At 67.8% G+C, this 24,366-nt stretch carries 21 protein-coding genes and 1 pseudogene; 7 read left to right on the top strand and 15 right to left on the bottom strand.

The features are described from left to right. Nucleotides 1-3: 3 nt before the first annotated feature. The 13 genes from I7S92_RS06580 to I7S92_RS06520 form a co-directional block, all read right to left on the bottom strand. Nucleotides 4-1,164, bottom strand: coding sequence for a dihydrodipicolinate synthase family protein (locus I7S92_RS06580; RefSeq protein ID WP_197642700.1), 1,161 nt, complete (start codon nt 1,162-1,164; stop codon nt 4-6). A gap of 148 nt (nt 1,165-1,312) precedes the next feature. Further along, complete coding sequence (locus tag I7S92_RS06575; RefSeq protein ID WP_197642699.1) at nt 1,313-1,630, bottom strand: Dabb family protein; 318 nt, start codon at nt 1,628-1,630, stop codon at nt 1,313-1,315. Further along, nucleotides 1,627-3,201 carry a GMC family oxidoreductase gene (locus I7S92_RS06570; RefSeq protein WP_197642698.1) on the bottom strand — a complete coding sequence of 525 codons (1,575 nt, stop codon included), beginning with the start codon at nt 3,199-3,201 and terminating at the stop codon, nt 1,627-1,629. Before I7S92_RS06570 ends, I7S92_RS06575 begins: the two co-directional genes overlap by 4 nt. 205 nt (nt 3,202-3,406) lie before the next feature. After that, nucleotides 3,407-4,159 carry a 3-ketoacyl-ACP reductase gene (locus I7S92_RS06565; protein WP_197642697.1) on the bottom strand — a complete coding sequence of 251 codons (753 nt, stop codon included), beginning with the start codon at nt 4,157-4,159 and terminating at the stop codon, nt 3,407-3,409. Then, on the bottom strand, nt 4,156-5,640 hold the full coding sequence (locus tag I7S92_RS06560) for an FAD-dependent oxidoreductase (RefSeq protein ID WP_197642696.1): 1,485 nt from the start codon (nt 5,638-5,640) through the stop codon (nt 4,156-4,158). The genes I7S92_RS06565 and I7S92_RS06560 overlap by 4 nt, the downstream gene beginning before the upstream one ends. Continuing rightward, nucleotides 5,640-6,749: an ABC transporter ATP-binding protein gene (locus I7S92_RS06555; RefSeq protein WP_197642695.1), complete on the bottom strand. Its 1,110-nt coding sequence runs from the start codon at nt 6,747-6,749 to the stop codon at nt 5,640-5,642. The genes I7S92_RS06560 and I7S92_RS06555 overlap by 1 nt, the downstream gene beginning before the upstream one ends. Nucleotides 6,750-6,753: 4 nt before the next feature. Continuing rightward, nucleotides 6,754-7,632: a carbohydrate ABC transporter permease gene (locus I7S92_RS06550; RefSeq protein WP_197642694.1), complete on the bottom strand. Its 879-nt coding sequence runs from the start codon at nt 7,630-7,632 to the stop codon at nt 6,754-6,756. Beyond that, nucleotides 7,629-8,522 carry a carbohydrate ABC transporter permease gene (locus I7S92_RS06545; RefSeq protein WP_197642693.1) on the bottom strand — a complete coding sequence of 298 codons (894 nt, stop codon included), beginning with the start codon at nt 8,520-8,522 and terminating at the stop codon, nt 7,629-7,631. The genes I7S92_RS06550 and I7S92_RS06545 overlap by 4 nt, the downstream gene beginning before the upstream one ends. 103 nt (nt 8,523-8,625) lie before the next feature. Further along, complete coding sequence (locus tag I7S92_RS06540; RefSeq protein ID WP_197642692.1) at nt 8,626-9,876, bottom strand: ABC transporter substrate-binding protein; 1,251 nt, start codon at nt 9,874-9,876, stop codon at nt 8,626-8,628. A gap of 40 nt (nt 9,877-9,916) precedes the next feature. Then, nucleotides 9,917-11,440: an aldehyde dehydrogenase family protein gene (locus I7S92_RS06535; protein ID WP_197642691.1), complete on the bottom strand. Its 1,524-nt coding sequence runs from the start codon at nt 11,438-11,440 to the stop codon at nt 9,917-9,919. A 1-nt stretch (nt 11,441) separates the two neighbouring features. Beyond that, a complete protein-coding gene (locus I7S92_RS06530; protein WP_197642690.1) occupies nt 11,442-12,209 on the bottom strand; it encodes an enoyl-CoA hydratase/isomerase family protein in 768 nt (255 codons plus the stop codon). Continuing rightward, the gene (locus I7S92_RS06525; RefSeq protein ID WP_197642689.1) at nt 12,206-13,777 is read right to left on the bottom strand and encodes an acyl CoA:acetate/3-ketoacid CoA transferase; all 1,572 of its coding nucleotides are present in this window, start codon (nt 13,775-13,777) and stop codon (nt 12,206-12,208) included. Before I7S92_RS06525 ends, I7S92_RS06530 begins: the two co-directional genes overlap by 4 nt. Beyond that, nucleotides 13,774-14,775 carry a Gfo/Idh/MocA family protein gene (locus I7S92_RS06520; protein WP_197642688.1) on the bottom strand — a complete coding sequence of 334 codons (1,002 nt, stop codon included), beginning with the start codon at nt 14,773-14,775 and terminating at the stop codon, nt 13,774-13,776. The genes I7S92_RS06525 and I7S92_RS06520 overlap by 4 nt, the downstream gene beginning before the upstream one ends. A 154-nt stretch (nt 14,776-14,929) precedes the next feature. On the opposite strand from I7S92_RS06520, the gene I7S92_RS06515 reads away from it, so the two are divergent. From I7S92_RS06515 to I7S92_RS06490, 6 genes are all read left to right on the top strand, one after another. Beyond that, nucleotides 14,930-15,904 carry an efflux RND transporter periplasmic adaptor subunit gene (locus I7S92_RS06515; protein WP_197642687.1) on the top strand — a complete coding sequence of 325 codons (975 nt, stop codon included), beginning with the start codon at nt 14,930-14,932 and terminating at the stop codon, nt 15,902-15,904. After that, the gene (locus tag I7S92_RS06510; RefSeq protein ID WP_197642686.1) at nt 15,897-19,106 is read left to right on the top strand and encodes an efflux RND transporter permease subunit; all 3,210 of its coding nucleotides are present in this window, start codon (nt 15,897-15,899) and stop codon (nt 19,104-19,106) included. The genes I7S92_RS06515 and I7S92_RS06510 overlap by 8 nt, the downstream gene beginning before the upstream one ends. A gap of 78 nt (nt 19,107-19,184) precedes the next feature. Beyond that, complete coding sequence (locus I7S92_RS06505; RefSeq protein ID WP_197642685.1) at nt 19,185-20,471, top strand: NAD(P)/FAD-dependent oxidoreductase; 1,287 nt, start codon at nt 19,185-19,187, stop codon at nt 20,469-20,471. A 9-nt stretch (nt 20,472-20,480) separates the two neighbouring features. After that, complete coding sequence (locus tag I7S92_RS06500; RefSeq protein ID WP_197642684.1) at nt 20,481-20,684, top strand: YgaP family membrane protein; 204 nt, start codon at nt 20,481-20,483, stop codon at nt 20,682-20,684. A 12-nt stretch (nt 20,685-20,696) separates the two neighbouring features. Continuing rightward, on the top strand, nt 20,697-21,038 hold the full coding sequence (locus I7S92_RS06495) for an ArsR/SmtB family transcription factor (protein WP_242070096.1): 342 nt from the start codon (nt 20,697-20,699) through the stop codon (nt 21,036-21,038). A gap of 129 nt (nt 21,039-21,167) precedes the next feature. Beyond that, nucleotides 21,168-21,641 carry a hypothetical protein gene (locus I7S92_RS06490; RefSeq protein WP_197642682.1) on the top strand — a complete coding sequence of 158 codons (474 nt, stop codon included), beginning with the start codon at nt 21,168-21,170 and terminating at the stop codon, nt 21,639-21,641. Between the two features lie 16 nt (nt 21,642-21,657). On the opposite strand, the gene I7S92_RS06485 is transcribed toward I7S92_RS06490, so the two are convergent. Beyond that, nucleotides 21,658-22,560 carry a LysR family transcriptional regulator gene (locus I7S92_RS06485; protein ID WP_197642681.1) on the bottom strand — a complete coding sequence of 301 codons (903 nt, stop codon included), beginning with the start codon at nt 22,558-22,560 and terminating at the stop codon, nt 21,658-21,660. Nucleotides 22,561-22,862: 302 nt separating this feature from the next. Here I7S92_RS06485 and I7S92_RS06480 point away from each other — a divergent pair, with 302 nt between their 5' ends. Then, nucleotides 22,863-24,134 (top strand): site-specific integrase, encoded by a 1,272-nt coding sequence (locus I7S92_RS06480; RefSeq protein ID WP_197642680.1) that lies wholly within the window; start codon nt 22,863-22,865, stop codon nt 24,132-24,134. 127 nt (nt 24,135-24,261) lie between these two features. Here I7S92_RS06480 and I7S92_RS06475 read toward each other — a convergent pair. Further along, nucleotides 24,262-24,366: pseudogene (locus tag I7S92_RS06475) on the bottom strand (IS5/IS1182 family transposase); the annotation flags it as partial.

Below are 24,366 nucleotides of genomic sequence, written 5' to 3'. Positions count from 1 at the left end.
GGCTCAGGAATCGATGCCGTGCAGGGCGAGAAGGGTCTTCATCCGGGTTTCGGCCAGGTCGGGACGGGCAAGCAGGCCCGCCTGGTCGGCCAGGCGGAACACCTGGGCATAATGGGTGATGTCGCGGCTGGATTGAAAGCCCGCCGGCATGATGAAATGCCGCTGGTGGCCGTTCAGCCACGCAAGAAACGCGATCCCGGCCTTGTAGAACCGGGTGGGCGCGCGGAAGATCTCGCGGCTGAGGGGGACGGTCGGGGCGAGAAGGCGGTGGTAGGTCGCGCTGTCGCCTTGCGCGAGGGCTTCGAGGGCCTGGCTGGCGGCGGGGGCGATGGCGGCGAAGATGCCGAGAAGCGCGTGGGAATGGCGGGTTCCGTCGCCCTCGATCAGGGGGGCGTAGTTGAAGTCGTCGCCGGTGTAGAGCCGGACGCCCTCGGGAAGGCGGGCGCGGAACTGTTCCTCATGCCGCCGATCCAGCAGGGAAATCTTGATGCCGTCCACCTTGGCCGGGTTCTCGGCGATGAGCTGGAGGACGAAATCGGAGGCCTGGGCCAGGTCCGCGCTGCCCCAGTAGCCGGTGAGCGCGGGGTCGAACATCGCGCCGAGCCAGTGCAGGATCACCGGCTGCGCGGCCTGGTCGATCAGGCGGCGGTAGACCTGGCGGTAGGTGGCGGGCCCGGCCCCGATGGCGGTGAAGGCGCGCGAGGCCATGAGGATGAGCTGGCCGCCCGCCGCCTCGATCGCCTCGGCCTGGTCGGTGTAGGCCGCGAGGATGGCCTCGGGGGTGGCGAGGCCCGTCTTGTGATCCGTCCCGACGCCGCAGGCCACGCGGGGGCGCATCGGATGGTCTTTCGCCGCGCGCAGGGTGCGCCGGATCAGCTCCAGCGCCGTGGCCCAGTCGACCCCCATGCCGCGTTGGGCGGTGTCCATCGCCTCGGCCAGGTGCAGGCCCTGGTCCCAGAGCCGGCTGCGGAAGGCCAGCGTCGTCTCCCAGTCCACGGCGGGGCGGCTGTCCCAGGGGTTGCGCTCGCGCAGGGGGTCGGAGACGACATGGGCGGCGGCGAAGGCGGTGCGGGTGAGCGGGATGCGGGGCGCGCGCGGAAGCAGGGGGGCGCCGGTGAGGCGGTAGGGTTCCAGCCGCGCCTCGGCGGTGGGGAGGGTCAGCATCTGGGTGCTCCTCGGACGGGTTTCGGAATGGGCGCTGGCGCGCAAGGCCGTTGTCTCGCCTCTGCGCGCGAAGGGCGCGCAACCGGCTCGGACGCTGGGGGCGCTTCGCCCCCCAGACCCCCCGCGAGTATTTCGGCCAAGAGGAAGGTCATGGTCCGGTCCCGGCCACAGGCAGGTCGAAGACGAGGATGCCGTCGAGCCCGCCTTGCGCCGCGGCGACGAGGGCGGCACCGACGCGCCGGTGGTCGGGGTGGGCCTGGTAGGCGGCCAGCGCGTCCCAGTCGGCGAAGTCGACGGTGAAGCCGTGCAGGTAGCCGCGTTCGATCCTCTCGGGGCTATGGCTGCGGCCGGAGTGGATGGCGAGGATGCCGGGGAGCTTCAGGCCATGGAGGTCGGCGAAGATGGCGGCGATGTGGGCTTCGCTGACCTCGGGGCGGGCTTTCATCAGGACGATGTGGCGGATCATCTGCGGGCTTCCTTGATCATGTCGGCGGCCTTTTCGGCGATCATGATCGTCGGGGCGTTGGTGTTGGAGGAGACGACGGTGGGCATGATCGAGGCATCGGCGATGCGGAGGTTGTCGATGCCGTTGAAGCGGAGGTGCGGGTCGACCACGGCCTCCGGATCGCTGCCCATGCGGCAGGTGCCGGCGGGGTGGTGGTCGGTCTTGGCGTTGCGGCAGGCGTAGGCGATGTAGTCCTCGTCGCTGCGGACCTCCGGCCCCGGCAGGCGTTCGGCGAGGACGAAGGGTTTCAGGGCGGGCTGGCGCATGATCTCTTGTGCGAGCTTGAGGCCCTTGATCGACATCTCGCGGTCGTAGGGGTCTTGCCAGTAGTTCGGGTCGATCAGGGGGGCGGCCTTCGGGTCGGCGGAGGCGAGGCGGACGGTGCCGCGCGACCTTGGGCGCAGGAAGGCCGAGTTGAGGGTGACACCACCCTGCGGCATGGCGGCGACCCCTGCCTCGATCCCGGAGCCGAGGCCGAGGTGGAACTGGATGTCGGGGCTGCGCGCGGAGCGGTCGGCGTACCAGAAGCCGCCGGTCTCGAAAAGCGAGGAGGCGACGGGGCCCTTGCGCGTCAGCAGGTATTGCAGACCCGCGAGCGCCGACCAGTGGGGTTTCGCGTAGCGGTCGTAGGTGTGCGGGCCGGTGCATTCGGCGATGACGAAGAGGTCGAGGTGGTCCTGAAGATTGCTGCCCACCTGCGGGCGGTCGAGGACCACGGGGATGCCGAGGCGTCGCAGGTCGTCGGCTGGGCCGATGCCGGAGAGTTGCAGGAGGCGCGGCGAGCCGATGGCGCCGGAGGCGAGGATCACCTCGGTCGTGGCGCGGAGGATGCCCTCGGGGGTCTCGACGCCGGTGGCCCTGCCCTTCTCGGTGACGATGCGCAGCACCTGCGCGCCGGTCTTCAGCGCGAGGTTCGGACGCTTCAGCGCCGGTTTCAGGAAGGCGGTGGCGGTGGAGGAGCGGCGGTACCAGCGCTGGGTGAGCTGGTAGTAGCCGAGCCCGTCCTGCGCCGCGCCGGTGAAGTCGCGGTTGCGCGGGATGCCGATTTCGGCCCCGGCGGCGAAGAAGGCCTCGCAGATCGGCAGGGGTGCGCGGGGCTGGCTGACGCCGAGCGGGCCGTCCTGCCCATGGTAGCGGTCGGCGTGGGTGTCGTTGAACTCGGACTTGCGGAACCAGGGCAGCACGTCCTCATAGCCCCAGCCGATGCAGCCCATCTGGCGCCAGTCCTCGTAGTCGAGCGCATTGCCGCGGGTGTAGAGCTGGGCGTTGATCGAGGAGCCGCCGCCGATGACCCTGGCCTGGGTGTAGCGGATCTGCATTCCCCGCATGTGGCGCTGCGGCACGGTCTGCCAGCCCCAGGAGCCGATGCCCTTGGTCATCTTCGCGAAACCGGCGGGCAGGTGGTAGAAGGGATGGCGGTCACGGCCCCCGGCTTCCAGCAGCAGCACCCTTGCGGCGGGATCCTCGGTCAGCCGGGCGGCGAGGACGCAGCCGGCAGAGCCGCCGCCGATGATGATGTAGTCGTAGGTCATGTCGCCCTCGCCGTGTGCCGTCCGGCGCCGGGTTTCGATGGAGCGCCTTCCCTCCCCCCCGTGGGGAGGGGATGGGGGGTCCCCGTTGGATGTCGGGCTCCCGGTGGCCGGTGGCGGGGCCCCCCCACCCCGGCCCTCCCCCACGGTGGGGGGAGGGAGGCGCTTCGTGCCGTCCGGCGCGAGGGATGTCGGGCGGATTGCATTCTCATAGCCTTTCGATGGAGAGGCCGCCGTCGACGGGGATCACCGCGCCGGTGGCGAAGGCGAGCCGGCCGGTGACCAGCGGGATCAGCGCCTGGCCGATGTCGGACGGCTGGCCCCAGCGACCTGCGGGGACGAGACCGCCGGCGATGCGGGCGTCGTATTTGTCCCGCACGGCCTCGGTCATGCCGGTGGCGATGATTCCGGGGCGCAGCTCGAAGACACCGATGTTGTGCGGGGCAAGCCGCAGCGCCAGCGATTGCGCAGCCATCGAGGCGGCGGCCTTGGAGATGCAGTAGTCGGCGCGCTCGGGACTGGCCATCCGGGCCGAGACGGAGGTGACGAAGGTGATCGAGCGGTAGTGCGGGCTGGTGCTGGCCAGCATCCGTTTGGCGACCTGTTGGGCGAGGAAGAAGCCGCCCTTCAGATTGATGCCCATGATCCAGTCGAAATTTTCCGGTGTGATTTCCAGCATGTCGCCACGGATTCTGGCGGCCACTCCGGCGTTCTGGATCAGCGCGTCGACGGGGCCCTGTTCGGCCGCGATCCGGTCGAGCAGCGCGGGGATGGCGGCAAGATCGGCAAGGTCGTGCCGGTAGTAGCGCGCCTCGGGGCCGAGGGTCCGCATCGCCTCGGCGGCTTGGTCCGGCGAGGGGAGCGAGGCGATGGCGAGGCGGAAGCCTTGGGCGCGGAGGGCCTGGGCGATGCCGAGGCCGATGCCTTGCTGGCCGCCGGTGACGAGGGCGAGGGGGCTCATGCGATCCTCGCGATGTGGTGGCCGGCGCGGAGCGCGAGGGCGGCGATGGTGAGCGAGGGGTTGACGGCGGCGGAGGTGGGCAGGACCGATGCGTCCACGATCCAGAGGTTGTCGAGGTCGTGCGCCTTGAGGTTGGGGTCCACGACCGAGGTTGCGGGGTCAGCGCCCATGCGGTTGGTGCCGCATTGGTGGCTGGGCTTGGATTTCGGGAAGCCCCGGGCGAGTGTGATCGGCCAGCCCGCCTTGCGCATCGCCTGTTTCAGGCGGCTCACCAGCAGGTCATGGGCGCGGGTGTTGGTCTTCTTCCAGTCCAGCACGACTTCGCCGTTCTTCCACAGCACGCGCGAGTTCGGGTCGGGCAGGTCCTCGGACATGGCCATGATGTGGATCGAGCGGTCGGCCATCAGGCGGGAGAGCCAGAGCGGCAGGCCGGATTCCCCCGCAAGGATCGGGCCGGTGATGCGGCCGAGCATCTGGATGTTGCCCAAGGGTTCGCCGTTGGGGCCGCCGGTCAGGTAGAAGTCGTTGACCTGGATGGTCTTTTCATAGGTGGTGCGGTTGCGGCGGAAGGGGTTCAGGGCGACCATGCCGGTCAGGTTGTGGTTCATGAAGTTGCGGCCGACCTGGTCGGAACGGTTGGCGAGGCCGCTCGGGTGGTCGTCGTTCATGCTGGCGAGGAGAAGGGCGGAGGAGAGGATCGCCCCGGCGGAGAGGACGACGAGGGGGGCCGCAAGGGTCTCGCGGGCCCCTGCCCTTTCGACTTCCACGCCGGTCACGCGGCGGCCTTGCGACAGGATGCGGATGACCTTGGTGCCGGTCTGCAGGGTGACGTTCGGGTGTTTCAGCGCCTCGGCCAGTCCGCAGCTTTCGGCGTCGGACTTGGCGCCGGTGGTGCAGGGGAAGGCGTCCCAGCCGGTGGGGGCGCGTTTCAGCCATGCGTCGATGTCGACCCCGAGGGGGAGCGCGGAGACGTGGAAGCCCTGGGCGGCGAAGGCTGCACGGAGAGCGGCGATGTCGGGCTCGTCCGGGACCGGCGGGAAGGGATAGAGGGCGGAATGCGGCGGCTCGGTCGGGTCGCCTGCGACGTCGCCCCGGACGCGGTAGAGGGTTTCGGCCTTCGAGTAGAAGGGTTCGAGGTCGGCGTAACCGATCGGCCAGCCGGGGGTGGTGCCGTCGATGTGGCGGAGCGGCGCGAAATCCTCGGCCCGGTAGCGCAGGAGGACCGCACCGTAGAACTTGGTGTTGCCGCCGACATAGGCGTAGTTGCCGGGATGCAGGGGCGCGCCGGAGATGTCGCGCCAGGTCTCGTTCGGCTTGAAATGCCCGCGCTGGAAGATGGCGGCGGGGTCGCGGGCCTCGGGCGAATCCTTCAGCCGCTCGCCGCGTTCCAGGATCAGGATGCGGCGGCCGGTGGGGGCGAGCGCGGCGGCCAGCGTGGCCCCCCCCATGCCGGAGCCGATGATGATCACGTCAGGCTGCATCAGGCGATGCGCTCCTCGGTCGCGGGGTCGAAGGCGACGGCCTTTTCCATGTTCACCGCGAAGTCGAAGGCTTGCCCCGCCACGACATTGGCGTCGGCGCGCATCCGGGCGATGGCATCCTTGCCCGACAGAGTCATGGTGACGAAGGTGTCGGCCCCGGCGGGTTCGGTGACGGTGACGCGGTTCCTCAGCGCGACGATGTTGCCGGACTTGCGGTCCGCGCCCTCGGGGTCGGTGATCGCCTCGGGGCGGATGCCGAGGAGGATCGGCTTGCCCTCCCAGGCCGCGAGACCGGGCTGGCTGAAGCGGAGGTGCCGGACCTGGCCTTCGGCATCGGTGACGGCGGCTTGGGGCCGGCCGCCTTCGATGACCAGGGTGGCCGGGACGATGTTCATCGCGGGCGAGCCCATGAAGGTCGCGACGAAGACGTTGGCCGGGGTGTCGTAGATCTCCTTCGGGGTGCCGAGCTGCTGGACATGGCCCTTGTTCATCACCGCGATGCGGGTGGACAGCGTCATCGCCTCGATCTGGTCATGGGTGACATAGACGATGGTGGTCTTGAGGTTGTGGTGCAGCTTCTTGATCTCGGTCCGCATGTCGACGCGGAGCTTGGCGTCGAGGTTGGAGAGCGGTTCGTCGAAGAGGAAGACATCGGGGTTCCTGACCAGCGCCCGGCCCATGGCGACGCGCTGGCGCTGGCCGCCGGAGAGCTGGCCGGGCTTGCGGTCGAGAAGGTGGTCGATCTGGAGGAGCTTCGCGACCGAGACGAGGGCCTTGTCGCGCTCGGGCTTCGGGACGCCGTGCATTTCGAGCCCGAAGGTCATGTTCTGGCCCACGGTCATGTTGGGGTAGAGCGCGTAGCTCTGGAACACCATGGCGATGTTGCGTTTCGACGGGTGGACGCCGTTGATCACTCGGTCCTTGATGGCAATCTCGCCGCCGGTGATGGCCTCCAGCCCGGCGATCATGTTCAGAAGCGTGGATTTCCCGCAGCCGGAGGGGCCGACGAGGACCAGGAACTCGCCCTCCTCGACCGCGATGTCGACGCGGTGCAGCACCTCGACCTGGCCGTAGGACTTGGTGACGTTGCGGATGTCGAGAAAGCCCATGGCGTTATCCTTTGACAGAGCCCGCCATCAGCCCGCGCACGAAGTAGCGGCCTGCGACGATGTAGACGAAGAGGGTGGGAAGCGCGGCAAGGATCGCGCCGGCGAAGTGGACGTTGTATTCCTTCACGCCGGTGGAGGATTGCACGAGGTTGTTGAGCGCCACCGTCATCGGCTGCGAAGTGCCGCCGAAGGAGACGCCGAAGAGGAAGTCGTTCCAGATGTTGGTGAATTGCCAGATCACGCTGACCACGGCGATGGGGCCGGAGACGGGCAAGAGGATGCGCCAGAAGATGCGGAAGAACCCGGCCCCGTCGATCTGCGCGGCGCGGATCAGCTCGGTCGGGAAGGAGGCATAGTAGTTGCGGAAGTAGAGCGTGGTGAAGCCGATCCCGTAGACGACATGGACGAGGATCAGGCCGGGGACCGAGCCTGCGAGGCCGAGTTTGCCAAGGACCACGGCCATCGGGATGAGGATGATCTGGAACGGGATGAAGCAGGAGAAGAGCATCAGCCCGAAGACCCAGGTGTCGCCCCGGAAGCGCCATTTGGTCAGGACATAGCCGTTCAGCGCGCCGACGATGGTGGAGATGGCGACCGCGGGGACGACCATCAGGATCGAGTTCAGGAAATAGGGACGAAGGCCGGTGGGCTCCACCCCGATCTGGGCGGTGGACCAGGCGGAACGCCAGGGGTCCAGTGTCCAGGTCTGGGGCAGCGCCATCATGTTGCCGCCGGTGATCTCGGGCAGGGGTTTCAGCGAGTTCACCCCCATGACGTAGAGCGGCAGGAGGTAGAAGAGCGCGAAAAGGATCAGGATCAGGTAGAGGAAGACCCGTGTCGCGCGGCCGGTGGAGACGGCGGTGTCCTGGGTGACGGCGCTCATGCCTTCTTCTCCTTCAGCTCGGCATAGAGGTAGGGCACCATGATCGCCGCGATGGTCATCAGCATGATCACGGCAGAGGAGGCGCCGATGCCCATCTGGTTCCGTGTGAAGGTGTAGGAATACATGAAGGTCGCGGGCATCTCGGTCGCCCGGCCCGGGCCCCCGCCGGTCAGCGCGATGACGAGGTCATAGGACTTGATCGCGAGGTGGCTGAGGATGACGAAGGCCGACAGGAAGGCGGGGCGCAGGAGCGGGATCACGATCCGGCGATAGAGCTGCCAGTTCGAGGCGCCATCGATCTGGGCAGCCTTCAGGATCTCGTTGTCGATGCCGCGCAGGCCGGCGAGGAACATCGCCATCACGAAACCGCTCGTCTGCCAGACGGCGGCGATGACGATGGTGTAGAGCGCCATCTCGCCGTCCTTGATCCAGGTGAAGGTGAAGCTTTCCCAGCCCCATTGCTGCATGATCCGCTGCAGCCCGATGCCGGGGTCGAGGAACCATTTCCAGGCCGTGCCGGTGACGATGAAGCTCAGCGCCATCGGGTAGAGGTAGATCGGCCGCAGCATCCCCTCGCCCCGGATCTTCTGGTCGAGGAAGATCGCCAGCATCAGGCCGATCAGGGTACAGATGACGATATAGAGCGTGGCGAAGATGGCGATGTTGACCAGCGCGGTGTTCCACGCGGGCAGCGCGAAGAGCTTCTGGTAGTTCTCGAAGCCGACCCAGTCGTAGCGCGGCAGCATCTTCGAGCCGGTGAAGGACAGGACGACGGTGAAGAGGATGAAGCCGTAGACGAAGAGCAGCGTCACGGCGAAGGAGGGTGCAAGGACGAGCTTCGGCAGCCAGTCCTGCAACTTCGTGCGGAAATCGGCCTCGGTAGCGGCCATGGGTCCCTCCCGTTGATCCAGGGGCCAAAAGTTTTCGAAAACTTTTGCCAAATTCCTTCGAAGGAATTTGCGGGGGGCGACCGGGGCCGCCCCCTTTGTGCGATTACTGCGCGGCGGCGACGGCTTCGGCCAGCGCCGCGGCAGCGGTGGCGCCATCGGCATATTCGCCGTTGAAGGCCGCGGTGATCACGTCATAGGTCGCGTTCTTCACCGCCGCAGGCGCGGCATGGCCATGCGCCATCGAGCCGTAGAGCGTGCCGTTGGTATTGGCCTCGGCCAGGTCGGCCATGCCCTTCTTGCCGCAGTCGTCGAAGGCGTCGTTCGGCACGTCCGTCCGCGCCGGGACCGAACCCTTGACCACGTTGAAGGCCGACTGGAAGGCCGGGTCCATGATCGCCTTGGCCATGGCGATCTGCGCTTCCTGCTTGGCGGCATCCGCCTGGTTGAACATCGCGAACTGGTCGGAGTTGAACGTGACCGAGCCCTGCGTGCCGGGGAAGCGGATGCAGACGAAGTCGGTGCCCGGCACCTTGCCAGCCTTCAGGAACTCGCCCTTGGCCCAGTCGCCCATCATCTGCATCCCGGCCTCGCCGTTGATCACCATGGCCGAGGCCAGGTTCCAGTCGCGGCCCGAGAAGTTGTCGTCGACGTAAGTGCGCAGCTTGATCAGACGGTTGAAGGCCTCCGCCATCTCCGGCCCACCCAGGGCAGCGGGGTCGAGGTCGATGAAGGCCTTCCTGTAGAGATCGCCGCCCATGCCGAGGACGATGCCGTCGAAGACGGTGGCTTCCTGCCAGGGCTGGCCGCCGTGGCCAAGGGGCGTGATCCCGTTTTCCTTCATCTTGTCGAGAACGGCGACCAGTTCCTCCCAGGTGGTCGGCTCGCCCAGGCCGGTGGCGTCGAGCGCGGCCTTGTTGATCCAGACCCAGTTGGTCGAGTGGACGTTGACCGGGGCGGCGACCCATTTGCCGTCATGGGTCGAGAAGCCCTGCAGCGCGGCGGGGACGACCTTGTCCCAGCCCTCGGCCTGCGCGGTGGCGGTCAGGTCGGCCAGCGCGCCCTCGGCGGCCCAGTCGAGGATGTCGAAGCCCAGCATCTGCACCGCGGTGGGCGGGTCGCCTGCGGTGACGCGGGCACGGAGCGCGGTCATCGCCGCCTCGCCGCCGCCGCCCGCGACCGGCATGTCGACCCAGCCGGTCCCGCCCGCGGCCAGGTTCTCCTTCAGCACGTTCAGCGCAGCGGCTTCGCCGCCCGAGGTCCACCAGTGCAGGACTTCCACATCCTCGGCCAGCGCGACCGAGGTAGTCAGGGCCAGGGCCGCCGCAGCGGTAAGGGTCTTTCCGAAAAGGCGCATTGTTGGTTCCTCCCTTATGATGCGCATGTCTTGCCCGCGGTCAGCGGGGTCTTACCCAAGGCGCGCGCGTGCGGCCGATCCGCATCACCAGCGACTTGATCTCCATGAACTCGTCCAGGCCGAAACGGCCGATCTCGCGGCCAAGGCCCGATTGCTTGACGCCGCCGAAGGTGACTTCGGGGAAGCCGTCCATCCAGGTGTTGGTCCAGACCGTGCCCGCCTGCGCTCCTCTCGCAAAGCTCAGGCAGGTGTGGACATTCTCGCTCCAGACGCCCGCGCTCAGGCCGTAGTCGGCATCGTTCACAAGGGTCAGCGCCTCGTCAAGCGTGCGGAAGTTGAGGACGGTGAGGACCGGGCCGAACACCTCTTCCCGCGCGATGGCCATGTCGGGGGTAACATTGGTGACCACCGTGGGCTGGTAGAACTGCGCACCCAACCCCGGCACCGCCAGGCCCGCGCCGCCGATCTCGACCCGCGCCCCGGCCTTGCGGGCGGCAGAGACATGGGCGTCGATCTTCGCGCCATGCTCGGGGGTCACGATGGCGCCGACCTGCGTCGCGGGGTCGAGCGGATCGCCGAAAGCCACCTGCTTCGACAGTTCCACCACGCGGGCGGTGAAGGCCTCGGCGATGTCCTCGTGCAGGATGATCCGGCTGCCCGAGTTGCAGCACTGGCCGGTGTTGAAATAGACGCCGAAGACCACGGCATCGGCGGCGCCTTCAAGATCCGCGTCGGGGAAGATCACCTGCGGGTTCTTGCCGCCAAGCTCCAGCGCGACCTTCTTCAGTGTGCCCGAGGCCGCCGCCGCGATCCCCTTGCCCACGGCGGTGGAGCCGGTGAAGGTCACCATGTCGACGCGCGGATCGCTGGCCAGGGTCGCGCCGACCGGCTGGCCGTAGCCGAGGACGATGTTGACCACGCCCGCTGGCAGGCCCGCCTCGGCCAGGAGTTCGCCGAGGATCACCGTGGTCGAGGGCGTCAGTTCCGAGGGCTTGACCACGCAGGTGCAGCCCGCCGCCAGCGCGAAGGGCAGCTTCTGGGAGAGAATCCAGAACGGGAAATTCCAGGGCGTGATGATCGAGACCACGCCGATGGGCTCCTTCAGCACCACCGCCAGCATGTCCTGGCCAAGGGAGTTGTGGCTGTCGCCGTGCAATGTGCGCGCAAGGGAAGCGGCGTAGCGCCAGAGGTCGGCCGCCCCCGAAACCTCGCCCCGCGCTTGGGTGATCGGCTTGCCGGATTCCAGCGTCTCGATCAGGGCCATCCGGTCCACGTTGGCCTCGATCAGCTCGGCGACCTTGAGGAGGACGGTTGCACGGGCCTTGCCGGACAGCCCGCTCCAGCGCCCGTCGTCGAAGGCGGCGCGGGCCGCGGCGATGGCGGCTTCGGCATCTTCCGCGGTCCCGCGCTGCGAGCGGCTGACCGCCACCCCATGCGAGGGAGAGACCCGTTCGGTCCAGCCTGCCGCCTCTTCCGGGGCAAACGCGCCGTTGATCCAGTGCCGGTTGACCCGGACCTCGGGAAGCGTCGCGCCGGTGGAAGGGATAACGGTCAGGTCGAGCATCTCAGGTTCCCGGAAATTCGGCTTTGCGTTTCTGTTGGAAGGCGGCGACGCCCTCCTGCCGGTCGGCGCTGGCGGCGATGGCGGCCGAACCCAGCGCCTCGATCAGCGCGGCGCTGTCCTCGCCCTGCCCGGCGTGGATCATCGCCTTGGTGATCTCGGTCGCACGGGGCGACAGGGTGGCGGCCTTTTCGGCGATCTCCTGCGCGGCGGCGCGGGCGTCCTCGGCCACCTCGGCGACGAAGCCGCAGGACAAAAGCCGCTCCGCCCCGATGCGGCGACCGAAGAGGGCCATTTCCTTGACCATCCCCTCAGGGATCAACCGCGCCAGCCGCTGCGAGCCGGACCAGCCCGGCACGATCCCCACCCCGGCCTCGGGCAGGGCGATGGTGGCTTTCGGCGTGATCACCCGGACGTCGCAGGCGGCGGCCAGTTCCAGCCCGCCGCCGAAGGCATGGCCGTTCAGCGCCGCGATGGTCGGCTTGGCCAGCCGCGCCAGCCGGTCGAAGATCCGATGCCCGCCGCGCACCCAGTTCCGGGCGAAGTCGGCGGGGGAAAGCCCGCCCCAGGCATTGATGTCGGCGCCGGAGCAGAAAGCTTTCTCGCCCTCGCCCGTCACGATCACGGCGCGCACTTCCGGGCGGCCCTCGATGACCTCCAGATGGCTGGCGAGCTGGCCCAGCATCCCGACCGTGAAGCAGTTGAGCTTGGCCGGGTTGTCCAGCCGCAGCTCGGCCAGGCCCCCGGCGATATGCAGGCGGACGCCGGTCATGGCCGCCACCCCATCGGACCTTCGGCCAGCAGCTTGAGCGGCATGGTGACGGCGTTCTCGGCCACCATGACACGGCCCTGCGAGGCGGCGACGATATCCCGGGCCGGGTCGATGCCCGGCATGATCTCGGTCGCCACCAGCCCCTTGTCCGTCAGCCGGATCACGCAGCGTTCGGTGACGTAGAGCACCTCCTGCCCCTGTTCCCGCGCGCGGCTGCCCGAGAAGGTGACATGCTCGACCCTCTCCACCATCTTGCAGAACTTGCCGGGGCTCGCGACGGTCAGCCCCCCTGCCCCAAGGCGCACATCCGCGCCGGCCTCGAACCAGCCGGAGAACACGATCTTCCGCGCATGGGCCGTGATGTCCACGAAACCGCCGCAGCCGGCGGTCAGATAGGGCTTCTTGCCCAGCTTCGAGACGTTGACGTTGCCCTCGACGTCGATCTCGAGGAAGGACAGGAACGACAGGTCGAAGCCCGCGCCCTGGAAGTAGATGAACTGCTGCGGCGAGGGGATGTAGCCCCAGGCGTTGGACGCGCAGCCGAAGGCGAAGCCGGTCAGGGGCATCCCGCCCACCGCGCCCTGTTCGATGGCCCAGGTCACGGCCTCGGGGTGGCCCTCCTCCAGCAGGATGCGCGGCACCATCGCCGAGATCCCGAAGCCGAGGTTCGCCGTCATCCCGCCCTCCAGCTCCTGCGCGGCGCGGCGGGCGATGACCTTTTCGACGCCATGCTCGGCCAGATGGAAGCTGGACCAGGGCCGCATGATCTGGCCCGAGATCGCCGGGTCGTAGGGCGTCTCGCAGGTCTGCTTCTGGTCGGGGTCGAGCACGATCAGGTCCACCAGATGCCCCGGCACCCGCACGTCATGCGGGCGCAGCGACCCGGCAGCGGTCAGGCGCGAGACCTGCGCAATGACCAGCCCCCGGTTGTTCCGCGCCGCGATGGCCTGTTCGAGGCCGCCGAGATAGGCCCCCTCGTGTTCGTAGGTGAGATTGCCGTTCTCGTCCGCCGTGGTGGCGCGCAGGATGCAGACGTCGGGCTGGATGTTGGGGAAGTGCAGCCAGGTCTCGCCGCCGAACTCCACCCGTTTCACGATGGGCGCCGCCATGCCACGGGGGTTCATCGCGCAACCCTCGCGGACCGGATCGGCGAAGGTCTCCATGCCCACCTTGGTCAGCACGCCCGGACGGCGGGCGGCGGCCTCGCGGTGCATGTCGAACAGGATGCCGGAGGGCACGTTGTAGGCCGCCACCCGGTCCTCGACGATCATCTTCCAGATCTCGGGCATCGGCAGGTTCGACGATCCCGAGGGGTAGGACCCCGCCAGAACCCGGGCCAGGAGGCCGTCCTGCGCGATCCAGTCCATGCCCTTGACGCCATACATGTCCCCCGCCGCGATGGGATGCAGCGTGGTGATCGCCTTCGGATGGCCTTCGGCGCGGAACCTTTCGCCCAGCGCCTGCAGCACCAGGTCGGGACAGCCCAGGGCCGAGGAGGAGGACACCGTCACCACCGCGCCATCCGCGATGCGCGCCGCGGCCTCGGACGCTGAAACGACCTTGCTCATGCAGACCTCCCGTAATCCACCAGCTGCCGGACCCCGGTCCGCGCCGCTTCGCGCACCGCCAGCGCCACGGCCAGCGAGGCGACCCCGTCCCTGCCGGTCGCGGCGGGCTGGCCGCCGCCTGCGACGGCCGAGAGGAAATCCGTGATCCCCTGGACGTAGAGGTTGTGCGCCGGGAACGGCACCGCCGCGCGGCCCGAGGCCGTCACCAGTTCAACCTCGCCCAGCGGGAGCTGCGTCATCACCCCCCGCGCGAAGATCGACCCCTCGGCTCCATGCACCTCGAAGCCCGAGCCGGCGAAAGGATGGGTGAAGCTTTCATGGCTTTGCACCATCGCGCCCGAGGGCATGGTCCAGACCGACATCGCCGAATCCTCGACCCCCTGCCCCATGCCGGAGGCCCCCATCTGCGCCACCACGGCCACCGGATCCTCGCCCAGCAGGAACCGCGCCACGTCGGCGTCATGCACCGTGATGTCCGGGATCACCCCGCCGCCCGCGCCCGCGTCGTTGATCCGCCAGCCCCGCAGATGCGGCGGCAGATGTACGGCGTGGAACAGGCGCAGCGACAGTACCCGACCGATGCGCCCCGCGCGGATCAGGTCGCGCACCGCCCGGTGCGAGCCGGAACAGCGCAGGTGGTGGTTGGTGGCGAAGACCAGTCCGGCCGCCTCGGCCGCGCGCACCATCCCGGCCGCTTCGGCCACCGTCATCGCCAGGGGCTTCTCGCACAGCACATGCTTGCCAGCCGCGACCGCAGCCAGCGCCTGATCCCGGTGCTTTTCATTGGTCGAGGAGATGTAGACCGCCCCGATCCCCGGATCGGCCAGCAGATCCTCCAGCCGGTCGTGGACCGCCGCGATCCCCTGCGCCGCCGCATAGTCCCGCGCATGGGCCGGATTGCCGCTGTGCAGCGCCGAAACCTGCTGCCCGGCTGCGCGCAGGGCGCCGATCACATGTTCGGCCGCAATCGTGCTTGCCCCGACCAATCCCCAGCGCATCTTTCCCCCATCGATTCTGGATCGTTCCAAAACTTGATATGGAACGATCCAAAAACTGTCAACCATCTTGTCCGGCCATCCGCGGGCAAGGCTCTTGATTTTATCATCTTCAAAGCTTTATAAGTGACAAGACACAGATCAGGACCCGAGTCGCATGCCTCTTCTCCGCGCCCTCCTCCTTACCACATTCGCCCTGCCCGCCTTGGCCGAACCCGTTGCCCCGACGACCATCACCGAATGGAAGGCCGTCTACGGCACGGTCGAGGCGCGCGACCGCATTCCGGCCCGCGCCCGCCTTGGCGGCACGCTGGTCGAACTTTCGGTCACCGAGGGCGACGAGGTGACGGCCGGGCAGGAACTGGCGCGGATCGTGGACGACAAGCTCGACTTCCAGCGCGCGGCTCTTGCCGCCCAGAGCAAGGCGCTTTCGGCCCAGCTTGCCAATGCCGAGTCGGATCTGAAGCGGGGCGAGGAGCTTCTGGCGAACGGCGTCACCACCACCCAGCGCGTCGACGCGCTGCGCACCCAGGTCGACGTGCTGAAGGGCCAGATCGCCGCACTGGACGCCCAGTCGCAGGTGATCGACCAGCAAAGCCGCGAAGGCGTGGTGCTGGCCCCGGTCGCGGGCCGTGTGCTGGACGTGCCGGTGACCGAAGGCGCGGTCGCCATGCCGGGTGAGGTCGTGGCCGTCGTCGGCGGCGGCGGCACCTACCTGCGCATCGCGGTGCCCGAGCGGCACGCCGCCTCGCTGGCCGAAGGCGACAGGATCCGGCTCTCGAACGGGATGGGCGACCGCGAGGGCACCCTGGCCCGCGTCTATCCGCTGATCGAGGGCGGCCGTGTCGTCGCCGATGTCGAGGTCGAGGGCCTGCCCGACACCCATATCGGCGCGCGCATGCTGGTCCGCCTGCCGGTGGGCGAGCGCGAGGCGCTTCTGGTCCCGGCCTCGGCGATCAGCACCCGCGCCGGGCTGGATTTCGTCGGCCTGCGCACCGCCGGGGGCACCGCGCTTCGTGCCATCATCCCCGGCGAGGCCCACGAAGTGGACGGCGTGGCCATGGTCGAGGTGATCAGCGGCCTTGTCGCCGGTGACGATGTGGTTCCGGCCGCCGAGGTCTCCCATGACTGAAGGGAAGCACCCCCTGGGCATCGCGGGCGGCCTGACCCGCGCCTTCATCAACTCGGCCCTGACGCCGCTGTTCATCTTGGCCGCGCTGGCGGCGGGGCTGGTGGCGCTGATCTCGCTGCCGCGCGAGGAAGAGCCGCAGATCTCGGTGCCGATGGTCGACATCCACGTCATGGCCCAGGGCCTGAAGGCCGAGGATGCGGTCAAGCTGGTGACGGAACCGCTTGAGGTCATCGTCAAGGGCATCAACGACGTCGAGCATGTCTATTCCTCGACCCGCGACGATTCCGCGATGGTGACCGCCCGCTTCGAGGTCGGCACCCGGTCCGAGGACGCGATCCTGCGGGTGCATGACAAGGTGCGCGCCAACATCGACCGGATTCCGGTCGGCATCCCCGAACCGCTGATCGTCGGCCGCGGCATCGACGACGTGGCGATCCTGACGCTGACGCTGTCGGCCGAGGATCTGACCGCGAACGAGCTGACCCGTATCGCCCGCACCCTGCAGACCGAGGTCGCCAAGACCGGGAATGTCGGCCTGACCTACCTGGTCGGTGACGCCCAGGACGCGATCCGGATCGAACCCGACCCGGACCGGCTGGCGCTTTACGGCGTGACGCTGCAACAGCTGGCGGGCAAGGTGGCGCAGGCGAACCGGACGCTGAACACCGGCAAGCTGCGCGACCAGGGCCAGATGATCGACCTCGTCGCCGGCGAGACGCTGACCGCGCCGGCGGAAGTGGCGAACCTCCTCCTGACCACCCGCGACGGGCGGCCGGTCTATGTCTCGGACGTGGCGACGGTGCGCTATGTGGAGAACACCAGGGACACCATCGTCTCGCATCTGACGTCCGTGGACGGCGCCACCACGGGGGGCCCCGCCGTGACGCTGGCCATCGCCAAGCGCGCCGGAGCCAACGCCGTGGTCGTGGCCGAGGAGGTGCTGCACCGGGTCCATGCGCTGGAACCGAAGCTGATCCCCGAGGGCGTGACCGTCACCGTCACCCGCGACTATGGCGAGACCGCGAACGAGAAGGCGAACGAGCTTCTGTTCCACCTCGGCCTCGCCACCGTCTCGATCATCGCGCTGGTCCTGTTCGCGATCGGCTGGCGTGAATCCGTCGTGGTCGCCATCGTGATCCCGGTAACGATCCTGCTGACGCTGTTTGCCGCCTGGATCATGGGCTACACGCTGAACCGGGTGTCGCTCTTCGCGCTGATCTTCAGTATCGGCATCCTGGTCGACGACGCCATCGTGGTGATCGAGAACATCGACCGCCACTGGGGCCTCGACCGCAGGAAGCCCCGCCTGCAGGCCGCCATCGAGGCGGTGGCCGAGGTCGGCAACCCGACCATCGTCGCCACCCTGACCGTGGTCGCGGCGCTGTTGCCGATGCTGTTCGTTTCCGGCCTGATGGGCCCCTACATGTCGCCGATCCCGGCCAATGCCTCGGCGGCGATGATCTTCTCCTTCTTCGTGGCGGTGATCATCACCCCCTGGCTGATGGTCAAGATCGCGGGCCGGGTCGACCACGGCCCCGCCCATGGCGAGATGGCGGCGGCTGCGGGCCACCACCACGGCGGCTGGCTGGCGCGCAGCTATACCCGCGTCGCCCGGCCGATCCTGGCCTCGAAGGCCCGCAGCCTGACCTTCCTCCTGGTCACGGCCGCCCTCTCCTTCGGCTCGCTCGCGGCGCTTTACACCCGCGACGTGACGGTCAAGCTCCTCCCCTTCGACAACAAGTCGGAGCTCAGCGTCGTGATCGACCTGCCCGAGGGCGCCTCGGTCGAGGCGACCGACCGCGTGGCGCGCGACGTGGCGGATGTGGTGCTGGGCCTGCCGGAAGTGACCAGCGTGCAGACCTATGCCGGCACGCCCGCGCCCTTCAACTTCAACGGCCTCGTGCGGCACTACTACATCCGCAGCGAGCCGCAGCTGGGCGAGGTCGCGATCAACCTCACCCCCAAGGGCGACCGCGACCGCGAAAGCCACGACATCGCGCTGGATCTGCGGCAGCGGCTGGCCGCGCTTTCCGTGCCCGAAGGCACCAGCCTGAAGGTGGTCGAGCCCCCGCCGGGCCCGCCGGTGATCTCCACCCTGCTGGCCGAGGTCTATGGCCCCGACGCCGAGACCCGCCGCGCAGCCGCCGCGAAGATCCGCGAGGCCTTCCAGGCCGTGCCCTTCGTCGTCGACGTGGACGACAGCTTCGGCACCCAGGCCCGGCGGCTGCGGGCGACGATCTCGACCGACAACCTGGATTTCTATGGCGTGCAGGAGCAGGACGTGTTCGACACGCTGGCGCTGCTGAACGGCGGGCAGACGGTCGGCTATTCCCACCGCGGCGAAGGCCGCCTGCCGATCCCGCTGGTCGTGCAGCGCGATGCCGCCGACCGGGTGCTGGACGAACGCTTCCTGACCACGCCCATTCCCGCCAACGCCCTGCCCGGCGCACGGGGGGTGGTGGAGCTGGGCGACGTGATCCGCATCGAGGAGGAAGCCGCCAGCTTCCCCGTCTTCCGCCACAACGGCCGCAACGCCGAGATGGTCACGGCCGAACTGGCCGGGGATTTCGAGGCGCCGCTTTACGGGATGCTGGCCGTCGCGGACGAGATCGAGAAGATGGACTGGCCCGAAGGCCAGAAGCCGGTGATCGCCCTGAACGGCCAGCCCGAGAACGAGGATGTCGTCACCCTGCTCTGGGATGGCGAATGGGAAGTGACCTTCGTCACCTTCCGCGACATGGGCGCTGCCTTTGCCATCGCGCTGCTGGGCATCTACATCCTGGTCGTGGCGCAGTTCGGCTCGTTCAAGCTGCCCCTGGTGATCCTGACCCCGATCCCGCTGACCTTCCTGGGGATCATGGCCGGGCACTGGCTGTTCGCCGCGCCCTTCTCGGCCCCCTCGATGATCGGTTTCATCGCGCTGGCCGGGATCATCGTGCGCAACTCGATCCTGCTGGTGGACTTCATCCGCCACGGCAAGCCCGGTGGCGAGCCGGTGACCGTAGACCTCCTGATCGAGGCCGGGGCGATCCGCTTCAAGCCGATCCTCCTGACCGCCATCGCCGCCATGATCGGCGCGGTGGTGATCCTGGCCGACCCGATCTTCCAGGGGCTCGCGCTGTCGCTGTTCTTCGGGCTGCTCACCTCGACCCTGCTGACCGTCCTGGTCATCCCGGCCATCTATCGCGTGTTCCGGACATGAGGAAATGCGCGGGATCAAGGACGGCCAGTCCATTCAGACCGATGATTATGCTCATGAACCATCAGCGAGGAGACTGAAATGGCACATGTCGTTGTTTTGGGGGCCGGACTTGGCGGCGCCATCATGGCCTACGAGCTGAAGGACCAGCTCAGGCCCGAGGACAAGGTGACGGTCGTCACCAAGGACCCGAAGTACCACTTCGTGCCCTCGAACCCCTGGATCGCCGTCGGCTGGCGCGACCGGGCCGACATCACCGTCGACCTCGGCCCCGCGATGTCGAAGCGCGGGATCGACTTCATCCCCGTCGCGGCCGAGCGCCTGCACCCCGAGGAGAACCGGATCGAACTGGTGGACGGCAAATCCGTCTCCTACGATTTCCTGGTGATCGCCACCGGGCCGGAACTGGCCTTCGACGAGATCCCCGGCTTCGGCCCGCATGGCGGCTTCACCCAGTCGGTCTGCCACATCGACCATGCCGAGGCGGCGAAATCGGTGTTCGAGAAACTGGTCGAGAACCCCGGCCCGGTGATCATCGGCGCGGCCCAGGGCGCCAGCTGCTTTGGCCCGGCCTACGAATTCCTGTTCATCCTGGAAACCGCGCTGCGCAAGGCCCGCGTCCGCGACCGGGTGCAGATGACCTATGTCACGCCCGAGCCCTATATCGGCCACCTCGGCCTTGACGGGGTCGGCGACACCAAGGGCCTCCTGGAATCCGAGATGCGCGAGAAGCATGTCAAGTGGATGACCAACACCCGCGTCAAGCGGGTCGAGGACGGCCACATGTTCGTCGAGGAAGTGGGCGAGGACGGCGCCGTCAAGGCCGAGAAGGACCTGCCCTTCGCCTTCTCGATGATGCTGCCGGCCTTCCGGGGCATCAAGGCGGTCTCGGGGATCGACGGACTGTCGAACCCGCGCGGCTTCACCATCGTCGACAAGCACCAGCAGAACCCGAAGTTCAAGAACATCTTCGCCGTCGGCGTCTGCGTCGCGATCCCGCCCATGGGTCCGACTCCGGTTCCGGTCGGCGTGCCGAAGACCGGCTTCATGATCGAAAGCATGGTCACCGCCACCGCGCACAACATCGGCAACCTGGTGCGTGGGAAGGAGCCCGACAGCATCGGCACCTGGAATGCCGTCTGCCTGGCCGATTTCGGCGACGGGGGCATCGCCTTCGTCGCGCAGCCGCAGATTCCGCCGAGGAACGTCAACTGGTCCTCGTCGGGCAAATGGGTCCACCTGGCCAAGGCGGGGTTCGAGAAATACTTCATTCACAAACTCCGCAAGGGCCAGTCGGAACCCTTCTACGAACACCTGGCGCTGAAGGCGCTGGGGATCGACAAACTGAAAGCAACCACCAAAGGATGAGGTCCGAAAATGTCGCTTGATGCTGCAGTTCTGCGTTTCGCCGGAGTCATGGTCCTTCTCAGCGTCGTGCTGACGACCTATGTCTCGCCCTACTTCGTCTGGTTCACCGTCTTCATCGGGTTGAACCTGCTGCAATCCTCCTTCACCCGCTTCTGCCCCGCGGCGATGGTCTTCCGGGCGTTCGGGCTGAAGAAGGGCTGCGCTTTCGAATAAGGTGGAATGAGCATGGCAGAGATCCTGGAAGGCTTCGGCGGCACGGCCGAACAGGCGTCGCGGGCAGTGGCGCTTCTGAAGTCGCTTTCGCACGAGGGGCGCCTGCAGATCCTCTGCCTGCTCGTCGATGGCGAGCGCAACGTCACCCAACTGGCCGAGGCGCTGGGGGCCAGCCCGGTCAGCGTCTCGCAACAGCTGATGCGGCTGCGCGCGGAAGGCATCGTCAACACCCGCCGCGAGGGGAAAAGCGTGATCTATCACCTCGCGCGCGAGGAGGCGGCGCTGATCGTCACCGTGTTGCGCGACGCCTTCTGCAAAAGGCCGCATGACGCGGCAAAGGACCGCCCGGATTGACCGGGCGGCTCGCCGTTTCCTGAACATTCCTGCAAAGACCACTTGCGGCATTGGCCAATCCCTGTGCGCGGACGGACAGGTTATCTTCCTCTCATGCAGCAAATCCGCTGCATCCCTGAGGAGAGACCCATGAAACCCGGAAGATCCCTTGCCGCCCTGGCCACCGCCCTTGCGCTGTCGCTGGCCGCCCCCGGCCTCACCACGGCGCAGACCGCCGGCCACGAAGGCCATTCGGCCTCGTCCCTTGAGCTCGTGCTGAACAACGGCGCGAAATGGCAGGGCGACGAGAACATGGTGAAGGGCATGAGCGCGATCCGCGGCGCGATGGCCGCGAACCTCGAGGCGATCCATGGCGGTTCGCTCACGCCCGAGGCCGCCAGGACCCTTGCCGCCGATGTGCAGACCCAGGTCGATTTCATGATCGAGAACTGCAAGCTGGACCCGGCAGTGGACGAGCAGTTCCACGGCGTGCTGGCCGAGATGGCCGTCGGCACCTCGGCGCTGGAAGCCGGCGAGATCGAGCCCGGCGCAGTGACGATCGTCCAGGCGCTGAACGCCTATGGCGAGCATTTCGAACACCCCGACTGGCAGGCGCTGGAGTGATCGCAAGCGCCGGCCGTCAATCCACGGCCGGCACCTGCCCCAGGGGGCGGCGGCCCTCCAGGAGGTCGGCCTCGGCCTGAACCGCCGTGCCCATGAAATCCAGGAACATGCGGATCCGCGCGGTATGGCGCAGGTCCTCATGCGTCAGGAGCCACAGGTCCAGGGCAAAGGGCTCGGGCAAGGGACAGAGGCGGACAAGGCCCGGATCCCGGTCGGCCAGCACGCAAGGCAGGGCGGCCATGCCGATCCCCGCCCGTGCCGCCGCCTGCGCCGCCGTGATCGAATTGGTCCGGTAGACCTGCCGCATTCCCGGCCACCACCGCGCCATCGCGCGGCTGAGCGGCCCGTGCGAGGCGCCATAGCCCACCCAGTCCCCGGTCCCGGGATCGCCCGCCCTGCCCCTTGCGGCATAGACCGCAAAGGCCAGCTGCCCGATCCGCCGCCCGACCAGCGCCTCCTGCCCCGGATTGCCGATCCGCAGCGCGATATCCGCCTCGCGCCGGGTCAGGTCCAGCACCGTGTCCGAGACGATGGCCTCGATCTCGATCCCCGGCCGTTCGGCCCGGAACGCCGCGACATGCGCCGGCAGCAGCGCCTGGGCCAGGAAATCCGTGGCGGTGATGCGGATCGTCCCCGTCGGCCGCTGGTCCTGCCCGGTGACCTTGAGCGCCAGCGCGGCGATCTCCTCCTCGATGCGCAGGACCGACTCGCGCATCTCCTCGCCAGCGGCGGTCAGGTCATAGCCGCCCTGCAGCCGGTCGAAGAGCCGCACGCCCAGCCGCTCCTCGAAGGCGCCGATGCGGCGGAAGACGGTGGAATGAGTAACCCCCAGGGCCCGCGCCGCGCCCGAAAGCGATCCGGCCCGCGCCACGGCGAGGAAGAGCCGAAGGTCGTCCCAATCCTGCCCCTGTGCATTCATGCAAGGCCCCCGCTCTGCCTTGGCCAGATGAGCATATCCGCCGCGGACCGACAAAGGAAAAGGGCCCGGGCGAGTTGCCCGGGCCCTGTTTCGGATGGTACCGCCTCCCCGGCTCGAACGGGGGACCCCCAGATCCACAATCTTAGGGTTACAGTCTTTCGCCGTCTTGCCGCATACTGCACCGAGTTGCATTTTGCCTTGCAAAACCTACGATTAGAGCCCATCTATCTTGCATGGGGTTGCATCAGATTTCACCTTCGGTGGTAGCCCCGTGGTAGCCCGGTGGTAGCCAGAGGGAAGCAATGGCCGAGAGCATCAAGATCGGGAAACGGACGGTTGACGCCCTGAAACCCTCGGGCATCCGCTATGTGGCCTGGGATACAGACCTGCCCGGCTTCGGGATTCGGGTCGGAACGACAGGCGGAAAGACCTATGTCTTGAAGTATCGGGTTGGCGGTGGCCGAGCTGGACGGGTCCGCTGGGGCGTGATCGGGCAGCACGGAGCGCTTACCCCAGATCAGGCTCGCGAGGTTGCCCAGCGCTGGGCGGCCGAGGTGGCAGCCGGTGGCGATCCTGCGGGGGAGAAGATCGTCAAGCGCAAGTCCCTGACCGTGGCTGAGTTGATGGGCGAGTACCTGAAAAGCCATGTGAAGGTGCGGAACAAGCCCAGCACGGTTGCCTATGTGTCTGACCTGGTGCAGCGGATCATCTGCAAGGACCCTCTGGCCAAGCTGAAAGTGTCTGACGTGGCCGAGGCGGACATTGCCCGCTTTCATGCGCGCTTGGCCAGCAAGCCGACCACGGCGAACCGCGCCCGCGCCGCCCTGTCCAAGGCCTTTACCCTGGCCGAAACCTGGGGCTACCGGGAAAAGCATTCCAATCCGTGCGGGGAAGTCGAGAAGTACCGGGAAACCCCACGTGAGCGCTTTCTTTCCCCGGCCGAGTTTGCAGCGCTGGGCGAGGCGCTGGGCGCGGCTGACCGGGCTGAGCTGGTGCTGATCGAGGACGGGAAGGTGAAGCCCGTACGCGTAAGCAAATGGGCCGTGGCGGCTATCCGCCTTCTGATCTTCACGGGTGCCCGCCGCGGTGAAATCCTCGGGTTGCGGTGGGAGTGGATCGACTGGCAGGCCGGACGGGCCAACCTGCCAGACAGCAAGACGGGCCGGAAGCCGCTTATGCTGCCCCCGGCCGCGCTGGAAGTCCTGGAAGGGCTAGAGCGTCCGGACTCGGGCAAGGGCTTTGTGATCCGAGGCGGGGACTACAGCGACCCCGAAGTCCCGCTGGTGAACTTGAAAGACCCCTGGGGGATCATCCGCAAAGCGGCAGGGTTGGCCGATGTGCGCCCGCATGACCTTCGCCATTCCTTCGCGTCTGTGATGGTGGCGGGCGGTGCGTCCCTGCCGGTGATCGGGGCGCTTCTGGGGCATCGGGACGTCAAGACAACCGCCCGCTATGCCCATCTCGCGACAGACCCCTTGCGGGTGGCCGCGGATCAGGTCGGGGGTGTCCTGGCCTCGCACCTGAAAGGCCCGGAGGGCGGTGCGGAAGTAGTGCCGCTGCATCGGAAACGGTGACCTGCCAGCGCTGGGCGGCATCAAGATATGTAGCCGCCCACACCCTAAATTCTGCCTCCCTCTTTCTGTCTATATCTGAAAATCCTGTAACCTGCGTAACTTTGTTAGGCTCCAGACTCATTGAGTTTCAGAGCCAGAACATGACGGTTGCTGCGAGGGCGATAGCGGAGAAGAAGGTTTCCGGGCATCTGTCGTATCGGGTGGCAACGCGTCTCCAGTCCTTCAGCCGGCC

Source organism: Tabrizicola soli, assembly GCF_015999335.1.
GTDB lineage: Bacteria > Pseudomonadota > Alphaproteobacteria > Rhodobacterales > Rhodobacteraceae > Tabrizicola > Tabrizicola soli.
This window is presented reverse-complemented; position numbering and strand designations above follow the sequence as displayed.

Coding starts and splice junctions, on each gene's coding strand:
- I7S92_RS06580 (WP_197642700.1), bottom strand. CDS start 1,164: ATGCTGACCCTCCCCACCGCCGAGGCGCGGCTGGAACCCTACCGCCTC.
- I7S92_RS06575 (WP_197642699.1), bottom strand. CDS start 1,630: ATGATCCGCCACATCGTCCTGATGAAAGCCCGCCCCGAGGTCAGCGAA.
- I7S92_RS06570 (WP_197642698.1), bottom strand. CDS start 3,201: ATGACCTACGACTACATCATCATCGGCGGCGGCTCTGCCGGCTGCGTC.
- I7S92_RS06565 (WP_197642697.1), bottom strand. CDS start 4,159: ATGAGCCCCCTCGCCCTCGTCACCGGCGGCCAGCAAGGCATCGGCCTC.
- I7S92_RS06560 (WP_197642696.1), bottom strand. CDS start 5,640: ATGCAGCCTGACGTGATCATCATCGGCTCCGGCATGGGGGGGGCCACG.
- I7S92_RS06555 (WP_197642695.1), bottom strand. CDS start 6,749: ATGGGCTTTCTCGACATCCGCAACGTCACCAAGTCCTACGGCCAGGTC.
- I7S92_RS06550 (WP_197642694.1), bottom strand. CDS start 7,632: ATGAGCGCCGTCACCCAGGACACCGCCGTCTCCACCGGCCGCGCGACA.
- I7S92_RS06545 (WP_197642693.1), bottom strand. CDS start 8,522: ATGGCCGCTACCGAGGCCGATTTCCGCACGAAGTTGCAGGACTGGCTG.
- I7S92_RS06540 (WP_197642692.1), bottom strand. CDS start 9,876: ATGCGCCTTTTCGGAAAGACCCTTACCGCTGCGGCGGCCCTGGCCCTG.
- I7S92_RS06535 (WP_197642691.1), bottom strand. CDS start 11,440: ATGCTCGACCTGACCGTTATCCCTTCCACCGGCGCGACGCTTCCCGAG.
- I7S92_RS06530 (WP_197642690.1), bottom strand. CDS start 12,209: ATGACCGGCGTCCGCCTGCATATCGCCGGGGGCCTGGCCGAGCTGCGG.
- I7S92_RS06525 (WP_197642689.1), bottom strand. CDS start 13,777: ATGAGCAAGGTCGTTTCAGCGTCCGAGGCCGCGGCGCGCATCGCGGAT.
- I7S92_RS06520 (WP_197642688.1), bottom strand. CDS start 14,775: ATGCGCTGGGGATTGGTCGGGGCAAGCACGATTGCGGCCGAACATGTG.
- I7S92_RS06515 (WP_197642687.1), top strand. CDS start 14,930: ATGCCTCTTCTCCGCGCCCTCCTCCTTACCACATTCGCCCTGCCCGCC.
- I7S92_RS06510 (WP_197642686.1), top strand. CDS start 15,897: ATGACTGAAGGGAAGCACCCCCTGGGCATCGCGGGCGGCCTGACCCGC.
- I7S92_RS06505 (WP_197642685.1), top strand. CDS start 19,185: ATGGCACATGTCGTTGTTTTGGGGGCCGGACTTGGCGGCGCCATCATG.
- I7S92_RS06500 (WP_197642684.1), top strand. CDS start 20,481: ATGTCGCTTGATGCTGCAGTTCTGCGTTTCGCCGGAGTCATGGTCCTT.
- I7S92_RS06495 (WP_242070096.1), top strand. CDS start 20,697: ATGGCAGAGATCCTGGAAGGCTTCGGCGGCACGGCCGAACAGGCGTCG.
- I7S92_RS06490 (WP_197642682.1), top strand. CDS start 21,168: ATGAAACCCGGAAGATCCCTTGCCGCCCTGGCCACCGCCCTTGCGCTG.
- I7S92_RS06485 (WP_197642681.1), bottom strand. CDS start 22,560: ATGAATGCACAGGGGCAGGATTGGGACGACCTTCGGCTCTTCCTCGCC.
- I7S92_RS06480 (WP_197642680.1), top strand. CDS start 22,863: ATGGCCGAGAGCATCAAGATCGGGAAACGGACGGTTGACGCCCTGAAA.